The 17,052-nt window shown below is 69.3% G+C and carries 14 protein-coding genes; 3 read left to right on the top strand and 11 right to left on the bottom strand.

All coding sequences use genetic code 11. The features are described from left to right. Positions 1–14: 14 nt before the first annotated feature. The 7 genes from ENSA7_RS13355 to ENSA7_RS13325 form a co-directional block, all read right to left on the bottom strand. Positions 15–740: a DUF3261 domain-containing protein gene (locus ENSA7_RS13355; protein WP_106089662.1), complete on the bottom strand. Its 726-nt coding sequence runs from the start codon at positions 738–740 to the stop codon at positions 15–17. Then, positions 737–3,172 carry an MMPL family transporter gene (locus tag ENSA7_RS13350; protein WP_106089661.1) on the bottom strand — a complete coding sequence of 812 codons (2,436 nt, stop codon included), beginning with the start codon at positions 3,170–3,172 and terminating at the stop codon, positions 737–739. Before ENSA7_RS13350 ends, ENSA7_RS13355 begins: the two co-directional genes overlap by 4 nt. Then, positions 3,169–3,888: a glycosyltransferase family 2 protein gene (locus tag ENSA7_RS13345; protein ID WP_106089660.1), complete on the bottom strand. Its 720-nt coding sequence runs from the start codon at positions 3,886–3,888 to the stop codon at positions 3,169–3,171. Before ENSA7_RS13345 ends, ENSA7_RS13350 begins: the two co-directional genes overlap by 4 nt. A 1-nt stretch (position 3,889) precedes the next feature. Further along, positions 3,890–5,830, bottom strand: coding sequence for an AMP-binding protein (locus ENSA7_RS13340; RefSeq protein ID WP_106089659.1), 1,941 nt, complete (start codon positions 5,828–5,830; stop codon positions 3,890–3,892). 21 nt (positions 5,831–5,851) lie between these two features. Next, complete coding sequence (locus tag ENSA7_RS13335) at positions 5,852–6,148, bottom strand: acyl carrier protein (RefSeq protein WP_106089658.1); 297 nt, start codon at positions 6,146–6,148, stop codon at positions 5,852–5,854. After that, positions 6,145–6,441 carry a phosphopantetheine-binding protein gene (locus ENSA7_RS13330; RefSeq protein ID WP_106089657.1) on the bottom strand — a complete coding sequence of 99 codons (297 nt, stop codon included), beginning with the start codon at positions 6,439–6,441 and terminating at the stop codon, positions 6,145–6,147. The genes ENSA7_RS13335 and ENSA7_RS13330 overlap by 4 nt, the downstream gene beginning before the upstream one ends. Before the next feature lie 77 nt (positions 6,442–6,518). After that, positions 6,519–6,974 carry a DUF6918 family protein gene (locus tag ENSA7_RS13325; protein WP_106089656.1) on the bottom strand — a complete coding sequence of 152 codons (456 nt, stop codon included), beginning with the start codon at positions 6,972–6,974 and terminating at the stop codon, positions 6,519–6,521. Positions 6,975–7,234: 260 nt separating this feature from the next. On the opposite strand from ENSA7_RS13325, the gene ENSA7_RS13320 reads away from it, so the two are divergent. From ENSA7_RS13320 to ENSA7_RS13310, 3 genes are all read left to right on the top strand, one after another. Next, complete coding sequence (locus ENSA7_RS13320; protein ID WP_244923789.1) at positions 7,235–9,502, top strand: S9 family peptidase; 2,268 nt, start codon at positions 7,235–7,237, stop codon at positions 9,500–9,502. 8 nt (positions 9,503–9,510) lie between these two features. After that, positions 9,511–11,556, top strand: coding sequence for an ATP-dependent helicase (locus ENSA7_RS13315; protein ID WP_106089654.1), 2,046 nt, complete (start codon positions 9,511–9,513; stop codon positions 11,554–11,556). Between the two features lie 154 nt (positions 11,557–11,710). Further along, a complete protein-coding gene (locus ENSA7_RS13310; RefSeq protein WP_106089653.1) occupies positions 11,711–12,700 on the top strand; it encodes an ammonia-dependent NAD(+) synthetase in 990 nt (329 codons plus the stop codon). 30 nt (positions 12,701–12,730) lie between these two features. Here ENSA7_RS13310 and ENSA7_RS13305 read toward each other — a convergent pair whose 3' ends face one another. The 4 genes from ENSA7_RS13305 to ENSA7_RS13290 form a co-directional block, all read right to left on the bottom strand. After that, positions 12,731–14,035, bottom strand: a complete 1,305-nt coding sequence (locus ENSA7_RS13305) for a hemolysin family protein (protein ID WP_106089652.1) — start codon at positions 14,033–14,035, stop codon at positions 12,731–12,733. 159 nt (positions 14,036–14,194) lie between these two features. Continuing rightward, positions 14,195–15,076 carry an acetylglutamate kinase gene (gene argB, locus ENSA7_RS13300; RefSeq protein WP_106089651.1) on the bottom strand — a complete coding sequence of 294 codons (882 nt, stop codon included), beginning with the start codon at positions 15,074–15,076 and terminating at the stop codon, positions 14,195–14,197. 802 nt (positions 15,077–15,878) lie between these two features. After that, complete coding sequence (locus tag ENSA7_RS13295) at positions 15,879–16,808, bottom strand: hypothetical protein (RefSeq protein WP_106089650.1); 930 nt, start codon at positions 16,806–16,808, stop codon at positions 15,879–15,881. Then, complete coding sequence (locus ENSA7_RS13290) at positions 16,808–17,002, bottom strand: hypothetical protein (RefSeq protein WP_106089649.1); 195 nt, start codon at positions 17,000–17,002, stop codon at positions 16,808–16,810. The genes ENSA7_RS13295 and ENSA7_RS13290 overlap by 1 nt, the downstream gene beginning before the upstream one ends. Positions 17,003–17,052 lie beyond the last annotated feature (50 nt).

Raw genomic sequence — 17,052 nt, 5'->3', positions numbered from 1 at the left:
AAAAAGTCGTCGGGTCAAAGCGCGCGCCAGTCGAGGGTCTCGATCTCGAGTCGGTAGCCAAACCAACCGTTGTCCAGCACCACCTGTTTGGCCGGACGACCGGTCCGATGACCACCCACGTAGTCGACCCGGATCTCACCTTCCGGCGCACCGTCGAGTCGCACGAAGCTGCGCCGGACCAGCCCGTTGGCGGTCCACTGCTCGCTGACCCGCTCGCCCGCGACCTCGGTCGTGGCCGCCTCGGTCGAGGGCGGACCCGACCCCCACGGCAAGCGCACCTGCCACAGCCACGCACGGTGAATGTCTTGCAGCATGTACTCGGGCGGAAACGGTAGTTCGCGATCTATCAACAGCTCGAACGCGACCTCGGTTCCGGTCTGGGTCAACACGAAGGCCTTGGTCCCGAACGGTGTCAACCCGAGCACGGTCAGGGTCCCGCCGCGCAGCTGCATGACCGCCTCGAACGCGAATTCGCGCTCGCCAAACGTACCCGTGAGCTTCTGCCGGGCGAGGAAGTCTGGACCCATGTCCTGGGTCGGGATCAGCTCACCCGGGTAGCCAGGGTCTTGCTCGCCAGCTGACTCGGCGCCGGCTGCGGAACCGGAGTCACCTGCGAAATCAGCACCCGGCTCATGTCCGGCTTGGGTTTGGTGACAGGCGAGCGTCAGCGTGAGCCCGCCGAGCAGTCCGATCCGTGCGAGCAGTCCGAACCGTGTTTTCTTGCCTCGGTTGTCGGTCATGAGATCTCCGGGCGCGGGCCAGGTTGGGGGTCCGCTCGTGGGCCGCCAGCAAACAAGATCAGAGCGGTCGGCGCCAGCACCAAGCTCGCGAACACACCGATCCCGGTGGTCAGACCGATCGCCTGCATCGCCGGATTGCTCGACATCGCGAGCAGGCCGAACGCCAGCACCGTCGACAGACAGCACGCGAGCAGGCTCGAGACCGTGGCCGCGACCTCGCTCGGGCGCCCGCGTGACTCGGCCAGGAACACCCCGTAGTCGACGCCCATGCTGAGCACCAAGAGCAGCGAGACCACGTGCATCAGGTTGAGGGCGTGCCCCGTCAGCACCAAAATTGCGACGGTGGTCGCCGCCGCCAGCAGCGCGGGTACGAAGGCCGCGAGCGCCGGGCCGAGTCGCCGGTAGCGGGCGAAGATCAGCGCGAACACGGCCAACAACCCGACGCCAACCAGCTGCATGGTCGAGACCCGGTGGCTCGCGTAGATCTCGGCCATCAGCGCGCGCTGATCGAACAGGTGAACGTCGTCGAGATCAGCCAGGCGCGCGCGCAGGGCCTCGGGATCGTCGACGCCGCGAACCAGGCTCAGGATCCCGACCTGCCCGTCGAGCTCGACCCGCATCGAGCCCGCGGCCTGGCCGAGCGCAGAGCTAGCCAGCGTCGCGTAGTCGAGCGGGACCGGGCGCTCGTCGCCAGCGCCGCGCGCGAGCTCCAGCGACTCGATGAACGGCGCGAACACCCCGGCACGAAACCCGTTGGCCACGAACGCGGCGTCGAGCCGCTCGGCGAACGCCTGCGGCTCGCCGTAGGCCGCGAGGTTGCGGGCCTGCAGCTGCTGCGACCACAGCATCTCGTGGAGCGACTGAAACGCCTCGAGCTCGCCAGCTTCGCGCGCGGCGAGCAGGCGCGCGTGGACCTCGTCGTTCTTGCGCAGCGCCTGCTCCTCGTCGTCGCCGATCGCCACCACCATCCGGCCTGCGTCCATCCGCGAGACCAACGCGCGCACCGCTTCGTCCTCGCTCAGCAGATCGGCCTGGGTCTGGGTCAGGGCCGAGACGTCGTCGACGAACTCGAGCCGCGGCAGCGCGATCGCGAGCAGCGACACCGCGACCAGCGGCAGGATCAACAGCACCCGGCGCTGGCGGTGCATGCCCGCGACCAGGCGCCCCGCGAGCTCGGCGAGGCGCCGCTGCAGGGCCACCGGCTTGGGCTTGTCCGCCATCAGCGGAGGCAGCAGGTACAAGCTCGAGAGCAGCGCCCCGAGCACCCCCACGGCCGCGAACACGGCGATCTCGCGGACCCCGGGAAACGATGCCCAGCCCAGCCCGACGAAGCCCGCGACGGTCGTCAGCGCGCCCAACACCAGACCGGGGCGGATCCGCTTCATGGTCCCGACCGCGCCGTCTTCGGCGGGCTCGAGCACGTGGTGGTTGAACAGGTGGACCGGGTAGTCGATGCACACGCCGATCAGCGAGGCGCCGAACGCCAGCGTCAGCCCGTGGATCCGACCAAATACCAGCAGGCTGACCGTCGTGGCCGTCAGCACCCCCGCGGCGAGCGGCACCAGCGACAGCAACACCAGGCGGGGCCGACGAAACAACAGCAGGAACAGCGCGATCACGCCGAGCGTGGAGATCACCGAGATCCGCGTGATGTCGCCGCGGATCTCGGCCTCGGCCCGGAGCGCGAACCGGCCGACCCCGCTCTGGCGCAGCTGCAGGCCAGCCGCCTGATCGCCGCTGGCGAGCTCGGCGAAGCGCGCGTCGATCAGCGTCTGCAACGGCCCCTGGTGCTCGGCCCGAAACGGCGAGTGGACCGACGCGAACAGCAGCACCGCCCCACCCTCTCGGGTCACGAAGTGACCATCGACGAGCTCGAGCGAGCCCGCCCGGGCTTCGGCCAAACGGTCCAGGGTGGCCGGATAGGTCAGCAAGGGATCCTGCGGCGCGATCTGCTTGATCAGCGCCGCGGTCGGCAGCCGCAGCTGGCGTTGCAGCTCTCGCGCCGAGGCCTCGAGACCCTCGGGCGCCAGCGCCTCGGCCAGCGCTTGCTCGCTGCCCGCCGTGAAGTACATGCGCCGCGGGAAGTACAGCTCGTAGATCGCGTCGCTCTGATCGTCGCTCCAGCCCGCGCGCACCCACGCGACCTCCCCGTGCTCGGCGAGCGCGCGCGCGAGCTCGTCGACCGCCGCGATCGCAGCCTGGGTATCGCCCGCCTCGCTGTCGACCACCAAGATCGTCGTCTTGGTCAGCTCCGACTCCGCGAGCTGGCGGCTGAGCTTGGCCAGCCGCGCGTCGTCGCCGGCGGCCAGGAAGTGGGTGATCTCCGAGGTGACCTCGAGCTTCAGGCCGACGAACACGCCCATCAGCGCGAGCAACAGCGCGCCGATCACCACTGGCAGCCAGCGCGCCCGGGTGCTCGCGGTCGTCGTCATCGCCGCCTCAACAACCGCAGCCAGCTCGACACGACCAGCTTGCTGTGCATCCAGGAGATCCGCGCGTTGTCCCGGACCAGGTGAAAGTGCGACACCCCCTGCGCGTCGTAGCGGACCTTGGTCGGCAGGTTGAGCACGGGCAGGCCCGCCCACACCAGGCGGACCGCGACCTCGATGTCGAAGTCCATGCGCTGGCCACAGCGCGGCGCGACCTCGCAGGCCGCCGCGACCGGGTAGACCCGAAACCCGCACATTGGATCGTCGATGACCCGCCCGTAGGTCTCGATGTTGGTCCAAAACCGGGTGATCTGCCGGCCGATCAGCCGACCCTTGGGCGCGGTCTCGTCGTAGATCGGGGCCCCCAGCACCAGCGCCTCGGGGGCGTCGCGGGCGGCCTCGATGAACGCCGGGATGTCGTCGAGCGCGTGCTGTCCGTCGGCGTCGACCTGCAGCGCGTGGGTGTAGCCCTGCGCCCGCGCGAGCTCGAACCCAGTCGTGACCGCCGCCCCCTTGCCGCCGTTGCGCTCGCGGTGGTGGACATGGGCCAGGCCCGCCGCGCCGATCGCCTGGACCGCCGCGCGACCGGGGCCGGCGCTGCCATCATCGACCACGATCACCGGGAGGTGCGCGCCGACTCGCTCGACCACGTCGCGGACCGTGTCGGGGTTGTCGTAGGTGGGGATCAACGCGCAGGGCGAGAACGCCGGGTGCTGCATCTCAGTCCTGTGGCGCGAGCGTGGTCGCGAAGCTGAGGCTCCCCACGCTGACCCGATCGCCGTCGCAGACGAACGAGAACTCGACGCGGTCGGCCGCGCAGCGGTCGAGGATCAGCCGCAGGCGCTCGCCCGGCGCCAGCGGACGCACGAACTTGAGCCGACGAACCCAGCGCAGCGCGCCCAGATCTGGCCAGCGCGCGAGCGCCTCGGCCCGCGCGAGCTCGAGCTGGACCACGCCGGGGACGATCGGGGCCCCGCGAAAGTGGCCGCGCAAGCTGTACAGATCGCGCGGGACGTAGACCTCGTACTCGGCAAAATTGGGGCTGTCCGGCCCAGCGCCAGCGCCACGCCCAACATTGCGAACAGACCGACACTCCAGCGAGAGCACGCGCGGCTTGGGCTGCTCGATCTCCGCGACGATCGCCCGTCGGGTCAGCTTGCCATTCGGCTCGCGGGGCAGCGCGTCGACCAGCCGCAGCCGGCGGGGGATCACCACCGGATCGAGCCAGCGTCGCAGCTCGGTCCGCAGGTGCTCGGGCGAGAGCCCCGGGGCGACGACCAGGGCGACCGGCTCATGGCCGCGGGCGCCACCGACCTCGATGACCGCGACGGCCACGTCCTCGACCCCGTCGATCTCCAGCAGCCGGCGCTCGATCTCCGCGATCGCCACTCGCTTGGCGCCGATCTTGACGACTCCGTCGACTCGCCCGAGGTGCCGAAACAGGCGGCGAACGCCGGCCGGGCTCGGGTCCGCGATGAACTCGATCCGATCGGCGGTCGGCCACGGGCGCGGCCCATCGGGCGGCAAGAACGGCGAGTCGACCAGCAGCCGACCTTCGACCGCGCTGACCCGCACGTGCGGCAGCGCCGTCCAGTGGGGAACGGGCGCCCAATTGTCGGCCCCGGCGACTCGCTCGGCTTCGCTGTCCGCGGGCCCGCTGACACGCCAGGCGATGCCGCCGGTCTCCGTCGAGCCGAGCACCTCGGTGACCGACAGATCAAAGCGCTCGCGCAACATGCTGGCGGTCTCGGGCGGCAGCGGTGCGCCCGACGAGAACACCCGGGCCAGCGCGGGCAGCTGCCCCGGATCCAGGATCCGCAGGGCGCGAAGGTGGGCCGGGACGCTGACCAGCACGTTCGCGTCGGTCTCCAGCAAGGTCGCGCGCACGACCACCGCGTGCAGCGGCGTCTCCCGCGAGAACGCGCCGCCGCTGACCAGCGGGACCAACACCGAGAACAGCAGCCCATAAATATGATGCGAGGGCACCGTCGCGACCACGCGCGCCCGACCGCCGCCCGACCCGACGGCGAGGCCAAAGTGCTCGGCCAGGGTCAGGGCCTCGGCGAACAGCTGACCCGCGGTCTTGGCGTGGCGCTGGTGCTCACCGGTGCTGCCCGAGGTCCACACCGTGACCAGCTTGCGCAGCGCGGGCAGGGGCGCGAGCGCGAGCGGCTCGGCCGGCGTCGCGCGGCTCTCTTCGGCGAGCAGCGGGCGCAGATCGAGGCCGCTCATCTCGTCGGTGTCGTGGATCACCAGCGAGATGGTTCGGTCATCGGCGACGGCCCGCAGCAGCTCGGGCTGGGCGTTGGGCGGCAACGCGACCCGGTGTCCACGCTGCCACGCGGCCAGCAGCGCGACCGTGAAGTGGTAGCGATCCGTGGCCACGCACAGGATCTCGCGGGGATCGTCTGGGGCGCACTCGGGCAGCACCGCGACCACCCGCGCGACGTCGGTGCGCAGGCGCTCGGCCGTCCGCTCGGCGCCGGTCTGCGCGTCGGAGCCCGCGACCAGGCCAAACGCGACGAGCGACTCGGGATCGTGATGCGCGAGGATCGGCGACAGCGCGGGGCTGTGCGCCAGGCTCGGCGCCACGATCGGCGCGAGACCAGCGACGGTCAACGACCTGCTAGCGAGGCCCACTGCGGGGTAGCGATCAGTCATGCGGAGTTCCGGCGTTTCGGTTCAACTCGTGGCGGACGCATCTGGTGGCGCTGATTCCCCGCCAGCGGGGACAGAGCTGGCCAGTTGCGCGGCCAGCAGCACAGCGATGTCGCCCACGGTCTTGACCCTGCGCATCGAGTCCTCCTCGATGCGACGCCCAGTGAACTGTTGCAGCTTGGCGACGAGATCCATCGCGTCGATGCTGTCGAGATCGAGCTCGTCGAACACCGTCGACTCGGCGCGGACCTGCTCGGCGTCGAGCTCGAACAGCTCGGCGATCGTCCGCTGCAAGTACGCGAGGATCTCCTCGTGCGTCATTCGGGCTTGGCCTCATGCGTGTGAATGAAGGCCGCCAGGCTGCGCACGCTGCCGTAGACCTCGCGGTTTTGGCTGTCGTCCGAGCCGGTCTTGACGCCGAACCGTCGATGCACGGCCATCGCCAATTCGAGGATGTCGATCGAGTCGAGCCCGAGTCCATCCCCCACCAGCGGTTCATCGCTGTCGATGTCCTCTGGGGCGGTGTCCTCGAGCTTCAAGGCGTCGACGATCAGCTGCTTGAGCTCGCGCTCGAGCTTGGTCTGTGAGGCGCTGGCGGCCGCTTCTCCGGGCATGACTGCCGCGGATGGTACTCCTTTTGACCCCCTACAGGGAGGGCCTGTGGGCCGCTTCGTGTCCGGCTTGTCGAGTCCTAGGACAAGTGCTCGCGAATTGTCTCTACGAGGCCGGGCAGCGCGGCCTCGACGTTTTCGCGCGCGCTTGGACGCAGATTCTCGTAGGCCCGACGCACGCCTGGTCGGGCGTCGCCGATCTTGCGATCCGTGACGGCGAGCAGCGCCTCGGCTGCCTCGGTCCGGTTGTTGGACACATGCTGCACGAACGCGTCGGCGGCCGCGGCCTCCCCGACCTCGGCCGCGCTGCGGTCGTAGAAGGGCTGCAGCGAGTCGGCGAACTCGGGCAGCAGCTTGGTCACGACGTCGCGGATGAAGCCGGGCTTGACCCGCGTGACGACCGCAAACCCCGCCTTGACCGCCGCGCCGCCGAAGCCCCGCTTGCTCCCTACCTCACGCTCGATCAGCGCGCAGCAGCCCTCGATCACGCGGGGCTTGACCTCGGGACGCATGAGCCGCTCGGACAGGCTAGTCATCGCCAGCGCTGTACCTGCGCACGCCCCCGGCCGCAAGCTGGACGGCCAGCACGGCGGTTGCGACCATCCTCGCCATGCCCTCCCGCCCGCTCCGCTTGGCCGTGCTCGCCGTCACGCTGGCGCTGGCTTGCAATGGCGATCCGCGATCCGGCTCCGCGGATCACACCAGCGACGTTGCGACTGGCCAAACGACTGGCCAAACGACTGGGCAGGCGGCCAGGCCCGAGTCCACACCGCCGCGCGCAGACAGGTCGACCAACATGGCCGCAAGTAGCCCGATCACCCTCGAGGACATCGCGACCTACCCGCACCCCGGCACCGCGACCCCCGGGTCGCTGCGCTTCTCACCCGACGGGCAATGGCTGACGTGGCTCGACAGCGCCGACGACAGCCTCAGCCGCGAGCTGTTCGCGCTCGAGCTCGAGCAGGCAGCGACCGCTGAGCTGCGGCGCGTGGTCGAGCCGCCCGACGGGGGCGTGCGCGAAGACAACCTCTCGCCCGAAGAGAAGCTCGCGCGCGAGCGCATGCGGGTTCGGGCGCTGGGCGTCACGCAGTACGCCTGGGCGACCCGGGCCAACCGCTTGTTGCTGCCGCTGACCGGCGAGATCTGGGTTCAAGACGGGATCGACGCGCCGCTGCACAAGCTCGTCGGCAAGTCCGAGGCCGATCCGCGGCCGGCCCTCAACCCCAGCCTGTCACCCGACGGAGAGCAGATCGCGTTCGTCCGCGGCAACGAGCTGTGGGTCGTCCCCGCCGACGGCAGCGCGCCGCCCAGGCAAGTCACCTCGGGGATCGACAAGGGCAAGACCCGCGGGCTCGCGGAGTACATCGCCGCCGAAGAGATGGGCCGCCACGCTGGCTACTGGTGGGCGCCCGACGGCGGCTCGATCGCGTTCGTCGAGGTCGACGAGACTCACATCCCGGCCTACCGGATCGTCCATCAGGGCAAGGACGCGGTCGGCGACGCAGCCCAGGAAGACCACGGCTATCCGTTCGCGGGGGCCGACAACGCGCGGGTCCGGCTCGGGGTCGTCGCCAGCAAGGGCGGCGCGGTCCGCTGGCTCCCGCTCGATCAGGCCGACTGGGTCGAGCGCGGCGGGCCCTGGACCGGCGACCCCGCCCGAGATCTCTACCTGGCCCGGGTCGACTGGACCCCAGATGGTTCGCTGTGCGTGCAGGTCGAAGATCGCCGTCAGCAGGAGCTGCGTCTGCTGCGGTTCGCGGGCGCCAAGGGCCCGGCGACGACCTTGCTGAGCGAGCGATCCGACGTCTGGATCAACCTCCACGACATGTTCGAGCCGCTCGAGCTCGACGAGGCCACCGCAGCCGCGCACCCCGAGCAGGTCGGCGGGTTCGTCTGGGCGTCCGAGCGGTCTGGGTTTCGCCACCTGTATCTGCACGCGGCCGACGGCACCGAGCTCGCGCAGCTGACCTCGGGTGAGTGGATGGTCGAGGGGATCACCGAGATCGACGAGGCCAGCCAGAAGCTGTGGTTCTCGGCGACCAAGGACGACCCGCGCGAGCACCACTACTTCGAGGTCGGCCTCGACGGCCAGGGCCTGCGCAAGCTGACCGAGGCGCCGGGCATGCACCACCTCGTGATCGATCGCGGGCACCGCTACTACGTCGACGTGCACTCGAGCGAGGCCGCCCCACCCACCGTCACGCTCCACCAGCTCAGCGACGGCGCGCCGCTGCGGACCCTGCACCCGGCCAGCCCGGCCGACGTCGACCCCCGCGTCGCCAAGCTCGAGCTCGAGCCGCCGCGCTTCGTCGAGCTCACCGCCGCCGACGGCCAGACCACGCTCTACGGCGCGATCTACCAGCCCGATCCCAGCGTCCACGGCCCCGGCCCCTACCCCACCGTCGTCAGCGTGTACGGCGGGCCGCACGCCCAGCGGGTCAGCCGCTCGTGGGGCATGACCGTGGATCTGCGTGCCCAGTACCTGCGCGACCACGGCTACCTGGTGTTCAAGCTCGACAACCGCGGCTCGTCCCGGCGCGGGCTCGCGTTCGAGGGCGCGCTGCGTCACGACATGGGCAACGTCGAGATCCAAGACCAGGTCGCGGGCGTCGAGTGGCTGGTCGGCGAGGGCCTGACCGATCCCAAGCGCGTGGCGATCTACGGGTGGAGCTACGGCGGCTACATGGCCGCGATGGCGCTGGCCCGCGCGCCGCAGACGTTTCAGGTGGGCATCGCTGGCGCGCCCGTGACCCACTGGGACGGCTACGACACCCACTACACCGAGCGCTACATGGGCCTGCCGCAGGAGAACCCCGAGGGCTACGCGCGCTCGAGCGTGATGGCCCACGTCGCGGAGCTCAGCGGCAGCTTGCTGTTGGTCCACGGCCTGATCGACGAGAACGTCCACTTTCGTCACACCGCCCGGCTGATCAACGCGCTGATCGCCGCGGGCAAGTCCTACGAGCTGCAGCTCTACCCCGACGAGCGCCACATGCCGCGCAAGCTCGAAGATCGCGTGTACATGGAGCGCCGGATCTTCGAATTTCTGACCAAGCACCTCTAGCAACACCCGTGAAGTACGTCCTCAAGAGCGCGTCGCCGCCCAAGCCCAAGTTCGACCTCGCCGCCGAGCTCAACCCGCAGCAGCGCGCGGTGGTCGAGGCGGATCCGGGCAAGATCCTGGTGCTCGCGGGCGCCGGGACCGGCAAGACCCGCACGCTGACCTACCGGGTCGCGCGGCTGATCGCGGGTGGCTGCCCGGCCGAGCGGATCATGCTGGTGACCTTCACCAACCGGGCCGCCCGCGAGATGGTCAGCCGCGTCGAAGAGCTGCTGGGGCTCGACATGCGCCGCAGCGCCGCCGGGACGTTTCACCACGTCGGCAACCGGATCTTGCGCCGTCACGGCGAGGTGCTCGGGCTCGGCAGCGACTTTGGGATCCTCGATCCCGAGGACGCCCGCGACCTCATGACCTCCGTCATCCACGAGCTGGGGATGCCGGTGTTGACCACCAAGCGGTTCCCCAACGCCAAGATCCTGACCAAGATCGCCTCGCAGGCGACCGGCATGCTCGGCACGGTCGGCCAGGTCGTCGAGCGCCGATACTTGAAGTTCCTCGACCTGCTCGATCCGATCGAGCGGGTCGTCGAGCAGTTTCATGCGCGCAAGCGCCGGCTCAACTGCGTCGACTTCGACGATCTGCTGGCCGCGTGGCTCGAGCTGCTGCGCGACCCCAAGCACCGCGAGGTCGCCGAGCGCCTGCGCAGCAGCTGGACCCACCTGCTCGTCGACGAGTACCAGGACATCAACGCGCTGCAGGGCGCGCTGATCGACGAGATGGCCGCCGTCCACGGGAGCCTGACCTGCGTCGGCGACGACGCCCAGTCGATCTACTCGTTTCGGGGGGCCGACTTCGCGCAGATCCACGACTTTCGGGTCCGCCACCGCGACGCGATCGTGCTGCCGCTGACGATCAATTACCGGTCGACCCCCGAGGTCCTGGCCCTCGCCAACCGCTCGATCGCCGTCAACCGGCTTCAGCACCCCAAGCAGCTGCAGGCCGTGCGCGCGCCCGGAATGCTGCCCGCGCTGATCCCCCTGCGCGACACCATGCAGCAGGCCGAGCTCGTCGCCCAGCGCGTGCTCGAGCTGCACCACGAGCAGAACCTGCCGCTGCGCAAGATGGCGGCGCTGTACCGCAACCACGCCCACTCGCTCGAGCTGCAGGTCGAGCTGACCCGCCGCGGGATCCCGTTCGCCGTGCGCTCGGGCATGCGCTTCTTCGAGCAGGCCCACATCAAGGACGTGGTCGCGTACCTGCGGGCCCGCGAGAACCCCCGCGACGGCCTCGCGTGGCTGCGGCTGCTGCGGCTGTGGCCCGGTGTCGGCAATCGCACCGCCGAGCGCGTGGCCGGCGTGCTCTCGGGCGAGCTCGACGAGCACGGCGCGCGGCATGAGCAACCCACGCTGCCCAGCGCGAGCGTGCCCGAGCTGCTCGCGCGTGAGGCCGCGCAGGCTCGCGGCCGGGCCAAGGACGCGCTGACCAAGCTCGCCCAGCTGTTCGAGCAGCTGCAGACCGGGCCCGAGCGCAGCCCCGGCGCCGCGATCCGGCTGGTCGTCAGCGATCACTACCGCGACTACGCCGATCGCACCTTCACCAACGCCGACGCGCGCAAGGAAGACCTCGACAACCTCGCCAGCTTCGCCGAGCGCTGGCCCGACGCCAGCGACTTCTTGAGCGAGCTCGCGCTGATCCAGGGCATGGCCGGCGAGAACGTCGTGGTCGGCGACGAGCCCGACGACAAGCTGGTGCTCTCGACGATCCACCAGGCCAAGGGCCTCGAGTGGCCGATCGTGTTCGTGCTCTGGCTCGCGGAGGGGCGATTTCCGACTGCGCAGTCGCTGCGCACGGCGACCGAGCTCGAGGAGGAGCGGCGGCTGTTTTATGTTGCGACCACCCGCGCGGCCGACGAGCTGTACTTGCTGTATCCCACGATCGAAGAGGGCCGCGACGGACCCAGCAAGATCATGCGTCCTAGCCGGTTCGTGGCCGAGATCGAGCACAACCCGGCCGTGCTCGAGCGCTGGGACATCGAAGAGGTCCCGCGCGACAGCTGAGCGGCGAGCGAGTCGCCGGTCTCTGCATCAGGCCCGTTTTTCCCCCGCATACGACCCTCGTTGACCCAAGCGGGTATGATGGTGGCCCCGCCCCGCGTCCGGTCCCAGACTCTGCCCGCGCGCCCAACCCGAGCTAGCAGCAAGCGAGATCACCATGCCCGTCCTCGATCCGAAGGCGCTCGTCGAAGAGCGCGTGACCGCCATCCGACGCTTCCACGAACACGCAGGCACCGACCGCGCCGAGCTCGATCTCAGCGGCGGCGTCGACTCGGCCGTGATGCTCGGCTTGCTCGCCCGCGCGCTGGGCCCTGACAAGATCGTCACCGTCTACTCCTCGATCCACTCCTCGACGGGCTCACGCGACCGCGCCCGCGAGGTCGCGCGCGCGTTTGGGGTGCCGCTCGTCGAGCTCGATCTGAGTAAGATCTTCGATGAGCTGATCACCGACATGCGCGCCGCGCTGATCGCCGCGGGTCACGACCCCGAGCAGCTCGACGCCCGCACCAGGCAGGACCCCACGATCCTCGGCTCGATCCGCTCGTGCATTCGGGCCCCGATCGGCCGCGGCTTCAACCGCCTCACAGGCGGCGGCATCCGCCACGGGACCGGCAACGAGTGCGAGGATCGCTGGGTCCGCTTCTATCAAAAGGGCGGCGACGGCGAGGTCGACACCAACCCGGTCGCAATGCTCGCCAAGGGCGAGATCTACCAGCTCGCCCGGGCCCTCGAGGTCCCGCGCTCGATCATCGAGGCCACCCCCTCCCCCGATCTCCACGGTGTCGGTGACGCCCACAACGACGAGGCCGAGCTGCGAGCGCTCAGCGGCGTCGACTGGACCTACAGCCGCATCGCCTGGGACACCGGCGAGTACACCCGCGTCGGCACGATCGAGATCCTCTCGCGCTTCGTCGATCACCACCCCGAGCTGTTCCGCCCCGACGAGCTCCCCACTTCAGATCTGGTCGCCCTCGCCCAACGAGCCGCCCCAAAATTCTCCAGCACCCCCGACGAGGCCCTCACCTTCCTCGCCTCCGCCCGCAAGCTCGAGCGAGTCACCCGCCACAAGGCCAACCCCAACTGCCCCGCCCTGGGCAACCGCGCCGACCTCGTCACCGCTGGCATCCTCACCAACGACCTGCCTTAGCAGGCCGAGGTGATTGGGGAAAAGGAAAGGTCAGTCCTCGTCTTCGTCGTCTTCGAGGTCGACGCGCTCGGCGCTGACGCGGATGATCCGGGTCGCGTCCGCGGCCAGGATCTTGAACCGCACGTTCTGCCAGACGAACACCGACCCCGTGATCGGCATCTGCCCAGCCAGGCGCGTCAGCAGATCGCCCACGCTATCGACCCCGTCGATCTCCTCGAAGTCGGCGTTGAGCGCCTCTTCGATCGTGTGCAGGCTGGCCTGGCCGTCGACGTACTTCACGCCGCTGTCGAGCGGGGCGAACAGCGGCGCGCGATCTGACTCGTCGAAGATCTGGCCGACGAGCTGCTCGATCACGTCCTCGAGGGTCACGACGCCGACGGTGTCGCCCGCGTCGTCGACCACGATCGCCAGGTGCACGCGCTGCTCCTTGAAGCGACGCAGCAGATCGTGGACCAGCAGGCTCTCGCTCACGAAGAACGGCGGGCGCAGCAGCTTCTCGAACACCTGATACTTGCTGCTCTCGCTGCTGTGCACGTCGAGCTCGAGGCCGACGATCTGCTTGATGTGGAGGATCCCCCGGATGCTGTCGAGGTCGCCGTCGTAGACCGGCAGCCGGCTGTGACCGGTCGAGTGGGCCACGCGCTTGATCTTGTCGACCTCCCAGTTGAGATCGACGCCCACCACCCGATCGAGCGGGACCATGATGTCGCGGACGATCCTGTCCTCGAACCGGAACACCTGCTGCAGCAGCTCGGCCTGCTCTGCGGGGATCGTGCCCTCGCGCTCGGCGACCCGAACGAGGTAGCCGATCTCACCCGAGGTGACCCGCGCTGCGCCCTCTTCCGAGTCCGTCACGCGGCCGATCACCAGCTTGGTGATCCAGGCCAGCGACCACACGGCTGGAAAGGTCAGGCGACTCATGAACTTGAGCATCGTCAGCACCTGAACGGCGAGCCGCCGGCTGTACAGCTTGCCGAGCGCCTTGGGCACGATCTCACCAAACACCAGGAGCAGCCCGGTCGTCACGACCACCGCGGCCGGCACCGCCCACGCGGCCGCCGACGTGCCCTCGAGGTGGCGGATCGCCAGCGCCGTCGCGGTCGCGCCCATCAACGTGTTGGTGATGTTGTTGCCCAGCAGGATCGTCGACAGCACCCGAACCGGGTGATCGACCCACCAGCCGAGCACCTCGCCCTCGCGGCCGCCCTCTTCCTTGGCACGTCGTGCCCGACGATCGCCGTAGCTGGTGATCGCCGTCTCGCTGCCAGAGAAGAACATGCTGCCGACGAGGCACAGCACGAACACCAGGACTGAGAGCGTGTCGGCGTCAGACATCGCCGGTCACCCGCGCGCGAAGCCTGAGGCCACGCGGCCGTCTGAGCACCGCTCCAGGTACCGCCCGCGCTCGCTGGCTGGGGCTGGTGGGATCGAGGGGGCGCGCCCGATGAGAGCCGCCGTTCAGCGGATGAAGAGGGTCTCCTGGCACTTGGCCGGTCACTCTACCACGCCATCCGCAACTACGAGCGGGTCCAGAGTGAGCACGGTCCCGCGGCTGCCCGGCCGCTCGGCTTCATCGAGGAGGGCGCCTGGCTCGGGGGCCAGGACATGCACGGTGCGCGCGCCCGCGAGTGCCGCGAGTGCCTCCTCGACCTTGGGGATCATGCCGCCGTTGATCGTGCCGTTTTGGATCGCCGCTCGAGCCTCGGAGCTGCACAGATGCGAGATCCGGCTGGCTGGATCATGGCGGTCCGCCAGCACGCCCGGCACGCTCGTGATCGAGAACAGGTGATCTGCCTGTAACCGGGCAGCCAGCGCAGACGCCACCGTGTCGGCGTTGATGTTGAACAACTCACCTGAAGCAGGACCGACTCCGATCGCGTTGAGGACCGGGGTCAGGCCGGCCGACCAACACGCGTGGATCAGGCCCACGTCGATCCTCGTGATGTCGCCCACCAGGCCATAGTCGACCAGCCGCCCGCCCTCGCTCGCGACGGCGACGGGTGGCCGGCGCTCGGCGTGAACGACCCCCGCGGACACCCCGACCGCCGGCAGCCCTGCGGCCCAGGCCGCCGCGACCACGGCACAGCCGACCTCGCCGGCGATCGCTTGGCAGGCGACCCGCAGCGTCGCTTCGTCGGTCACGCGCTGGCCCGCGATCTTGTTGGTCTCGAGCCCGAGTCGCTGGCCGAGCGCGGTCGTCTGGGGCCCGCCGCCGTGGCAGACGACGAATCGCCAGCCGCTGTCGACGAGCGCCGCCACGTCCCCGAGCACCCGCGACAGCTCGGCGCCCGCGGCCACGACCTCGCCGCCAAACTTGAGCACCCCGACGACGCGCGGCCTGGACGTGGCGCTGGTCTCTGGTGTCTGTTCGCTCATCACCGCGCAGGACTTTACGCAGTATTTGCTGCGATCGGGCGAGATGTCGCACCTGCAGACCCGGCCGCCCCAACCCGGCTGCGTGAGCAAACATGGGACAAATAGGCACCAGTTTGGTCGCTGAACGCCGAACTCACGACGTTTGCCAGATCCAGCACTGCCCGACTGCCCCGCGCCGAGCCGGATCGATCCCGCGCGACCGCCACAGCTCCACCGACCACGACATCAATGTCAGCGTGCGCTCAGCGCGTCCGCCGGTTTGTCGGACATCCGCGTCATACCTAGGCCAAGAGAATCGCCCCTCTCGCGGCCAAACCCAACAGCAGTCAAGTAATATCAAATACTTACAGAGATGGCCCACAAGCTGCACAAGGGGTCGGGCGTCTCGACGGCACAGCATGACTTACTGACTTACTGTCCTGCCTTCGCCTGACTTGACCTGACCTTCCTTGACCTGACTTCGACTGACTTGGCCTGACTACCTGACTTTGCTTGGCCTCTACTGACTTGCTGCTTCGCGTCCGTGCTCGAGACACCTAACTTGCTCCTCGACCTTAGTTGACACTGCTTTTCTTGGCTTTCTAACTGACTTCACTGCTTGTCTTTGCTTCGTTTCTGGCTTCCTTGCTTCTTCTCGCGCTAGTCGCGCCTCGATTTCCATTAGGTCGGTGCTGATTTTTTGCCCAGGACGGTTTGGTCCCCGTCCTGGGCTCCGTGTTTAGCCTTCACGCCCCTCGGTGCCCCCGCGCTGAGGGGCGTCGCTTTTGGAGCCGGGCTCGCGCGCCGGGGCTGAGCGTGGCGATCAGTGTTCGTGATCTTCGGGCTCTGGCACCCGATCTGCCAGGCGCCAGAGTCGGCTCGCAGGCACGCGGGCCTCGACGCCCTCGAACAGCTCCTCGTCCGTCGCACAGCTCGACCGGGGCAAGCGTCGCGGATCCACGACCACGTGCCCCCGCAGCGCGCACGGGCCTCCGAGCGGCATCGTGTGGATCGCGGGGGCCCAGCCGGTCTCGAACACCGCGGCCAGGTCGACCCGCAGCTGACCGCGACACCGCGGGCAGATCGTCAGCTGGCCCTCGTCCGCGCGCGCGAGGGTCAACAGCGGATCGCGTCCGCTGAACTCGGCGCGGACCGTTCGCCACCAGCTCGCGTCAAACCGATAGCCGAGCTCGACCGGGTCCGCGGGCAACAGGCTCTCCTGTGTGAGCCACCACGCCGCCAGATAGTAGGCCGGCGCCATGCCGTCGGGGCCATCGCGGGACTCGATCATCAGCGCCGGACGATCGAAGTGGGGATCTTGATCCCACGCGCGCTCGAGCCGGAGCCGGCTCGGACCCGCGAGGTTAAAGAAGCGATGGCCGAGCACCACCCGGCTGAGCCGGTCGGCGAACACGAACAGGGTGTTCCCCAGCTTGCGCCACGGATCCACGCTGGACTCGCAGACCTTGATGCGATCGCACTTGAGCCGGCCATCGCCGCGCTGCCACACGCTGATCAGCTTGATCTCGATCCGGCCCTCCCAGTCGGGGGTCGGCTCGCTGTCATGAACCTCGAGCCCCAGGTGCCACTGCAGGGCGTTGCCGTGGCGACCGCGACCGCGGGCGGCCGCGAGCGCCTCGGCGGCTGGACCGAGCGGCAGCCCGCGGGCGGCCTCGGCGAGCAGCTCGAGGTGGCGGCAGCGGCGAAGCGGCGCGTCACGCTGCGGCGGCCGGTGACGCAACGGCAGCCGCACTAGTCTTTCTTCGCGGGTGCCCGCTCGACCGGCTGCTTGTTCGCCGCCCGCTCGTTCGCCGTCTTCTTCTTGTCGTCGGCCTTCTTCTTGTCGTCCGCCTTCTTGTCGTCCTTCTTGCGACCCTTCTGCTCGGCGCAACCAACGCTGAACGACATCATGGACACGGCGAGCACCAGACACGAGAGCTTGGACATGATGGGTCTCCTCTAGATCACCCTGGCCGAACCGACGAAGCGGGTCAAGC

Origin of the sequence: Enhygromyxa salina, from assembly GCF_002994635.1 — a bacterium.
Classification (GTDB): Bacteria; Myxococcota_A; Polyangia; order Nannocystales; family Nannocystaceae; genus Plesiocystis; species Plesiocystis salina_B.
The sequence above is the reverse complement of the archived record's forward strand: the minus strand, read 5'-3'. Positions and strand labels throughout refer to the sequence as shown.

Coding starts and splice junctions, on each gene's coding strand:
- ENSA7_RS13310 (WP_106089653.1), top strand. CDS start 11,711: ATGCCCGTCCTCGATCCGAAGGCGCTCGTCGAAGAGCGCGTGACCGCC.
- ENSA7_RS13335 (WP_106089658.1), bottom strand. CDS start 6,148: ATGACGCACGAGGAGATCCTCGCGTACTTGCAGCGGACGATCGCCGAG.
- ENSA7_RS13320 (WP_244923789.1), top strand. CDS start 7,235: ATGGCCGCAAGTAGCCCGATCACCCTCGAGGACATCGCGACCTACCCG.
- ENSA7_RS13325 (WP_106089656.1), bottom strand. CDS start 6,974: ATGACTAGCCTGTCCGAGCGGCTCATGCGTCCCGAGGTCAAGCCCCGC.
- argB (WP_106089651.1), bottom strand. CDS start 15,076: ATGAGCGAACAGACACCAGAGACCAGCGCCACGTCCAGGCCGCGCGTC.
- ENSA7_RS13340 (WP_106089659.1), bottom strand. CDS start 5,830: ATGACTGATCGCTACCCCGCAGTGGGCCTCGCTAGCAGGTCGTTGACC.
- ENSA7_RS13350 (WP_106089661.1), bottom strand. CDS start 3,172: ATGACGACGACCGCGAGCACCCGGGCGCGCTGGCTGCCAGTGGTGATC.
- ENSA7_RS13290 (WP_106089649.1), bottom strand. CDS start 17,002: ATGTCCAAGCTCTCGTGTCTGGTGCTCGCCGTGTCCATGATGTCGTTC.
- ENSA7_RS13305 (WP_106089652.1), bottom strand. CDS start 14,035: ATGTCTGACGCCGACACGCTCTCAGTCCTGGTGTTCGTGCTGTGCCTC.
- ENSA7_RS13330 (WP_106089657.1), bottom strand. CDS start 6,441: ATGCCCGGAGAAGCGGCCGCCAGCGCCTCACAGACCAAGCTCGAGCGC.
- ENSA7_RS13355 (WP_106089662.1), bottom strand. CDS start 740: ATGACCGACAACCGAGGCAAGAAAACACGGTTCGGACTGCTCGCACGG.
- ENSA7_RS13345 (WP_106089660.1), bottom strand. CDS start 3,888: ATGCAGCACCCGGCGTTCTCGCCCTGCGCGTTGATCCCCACCTACGAC.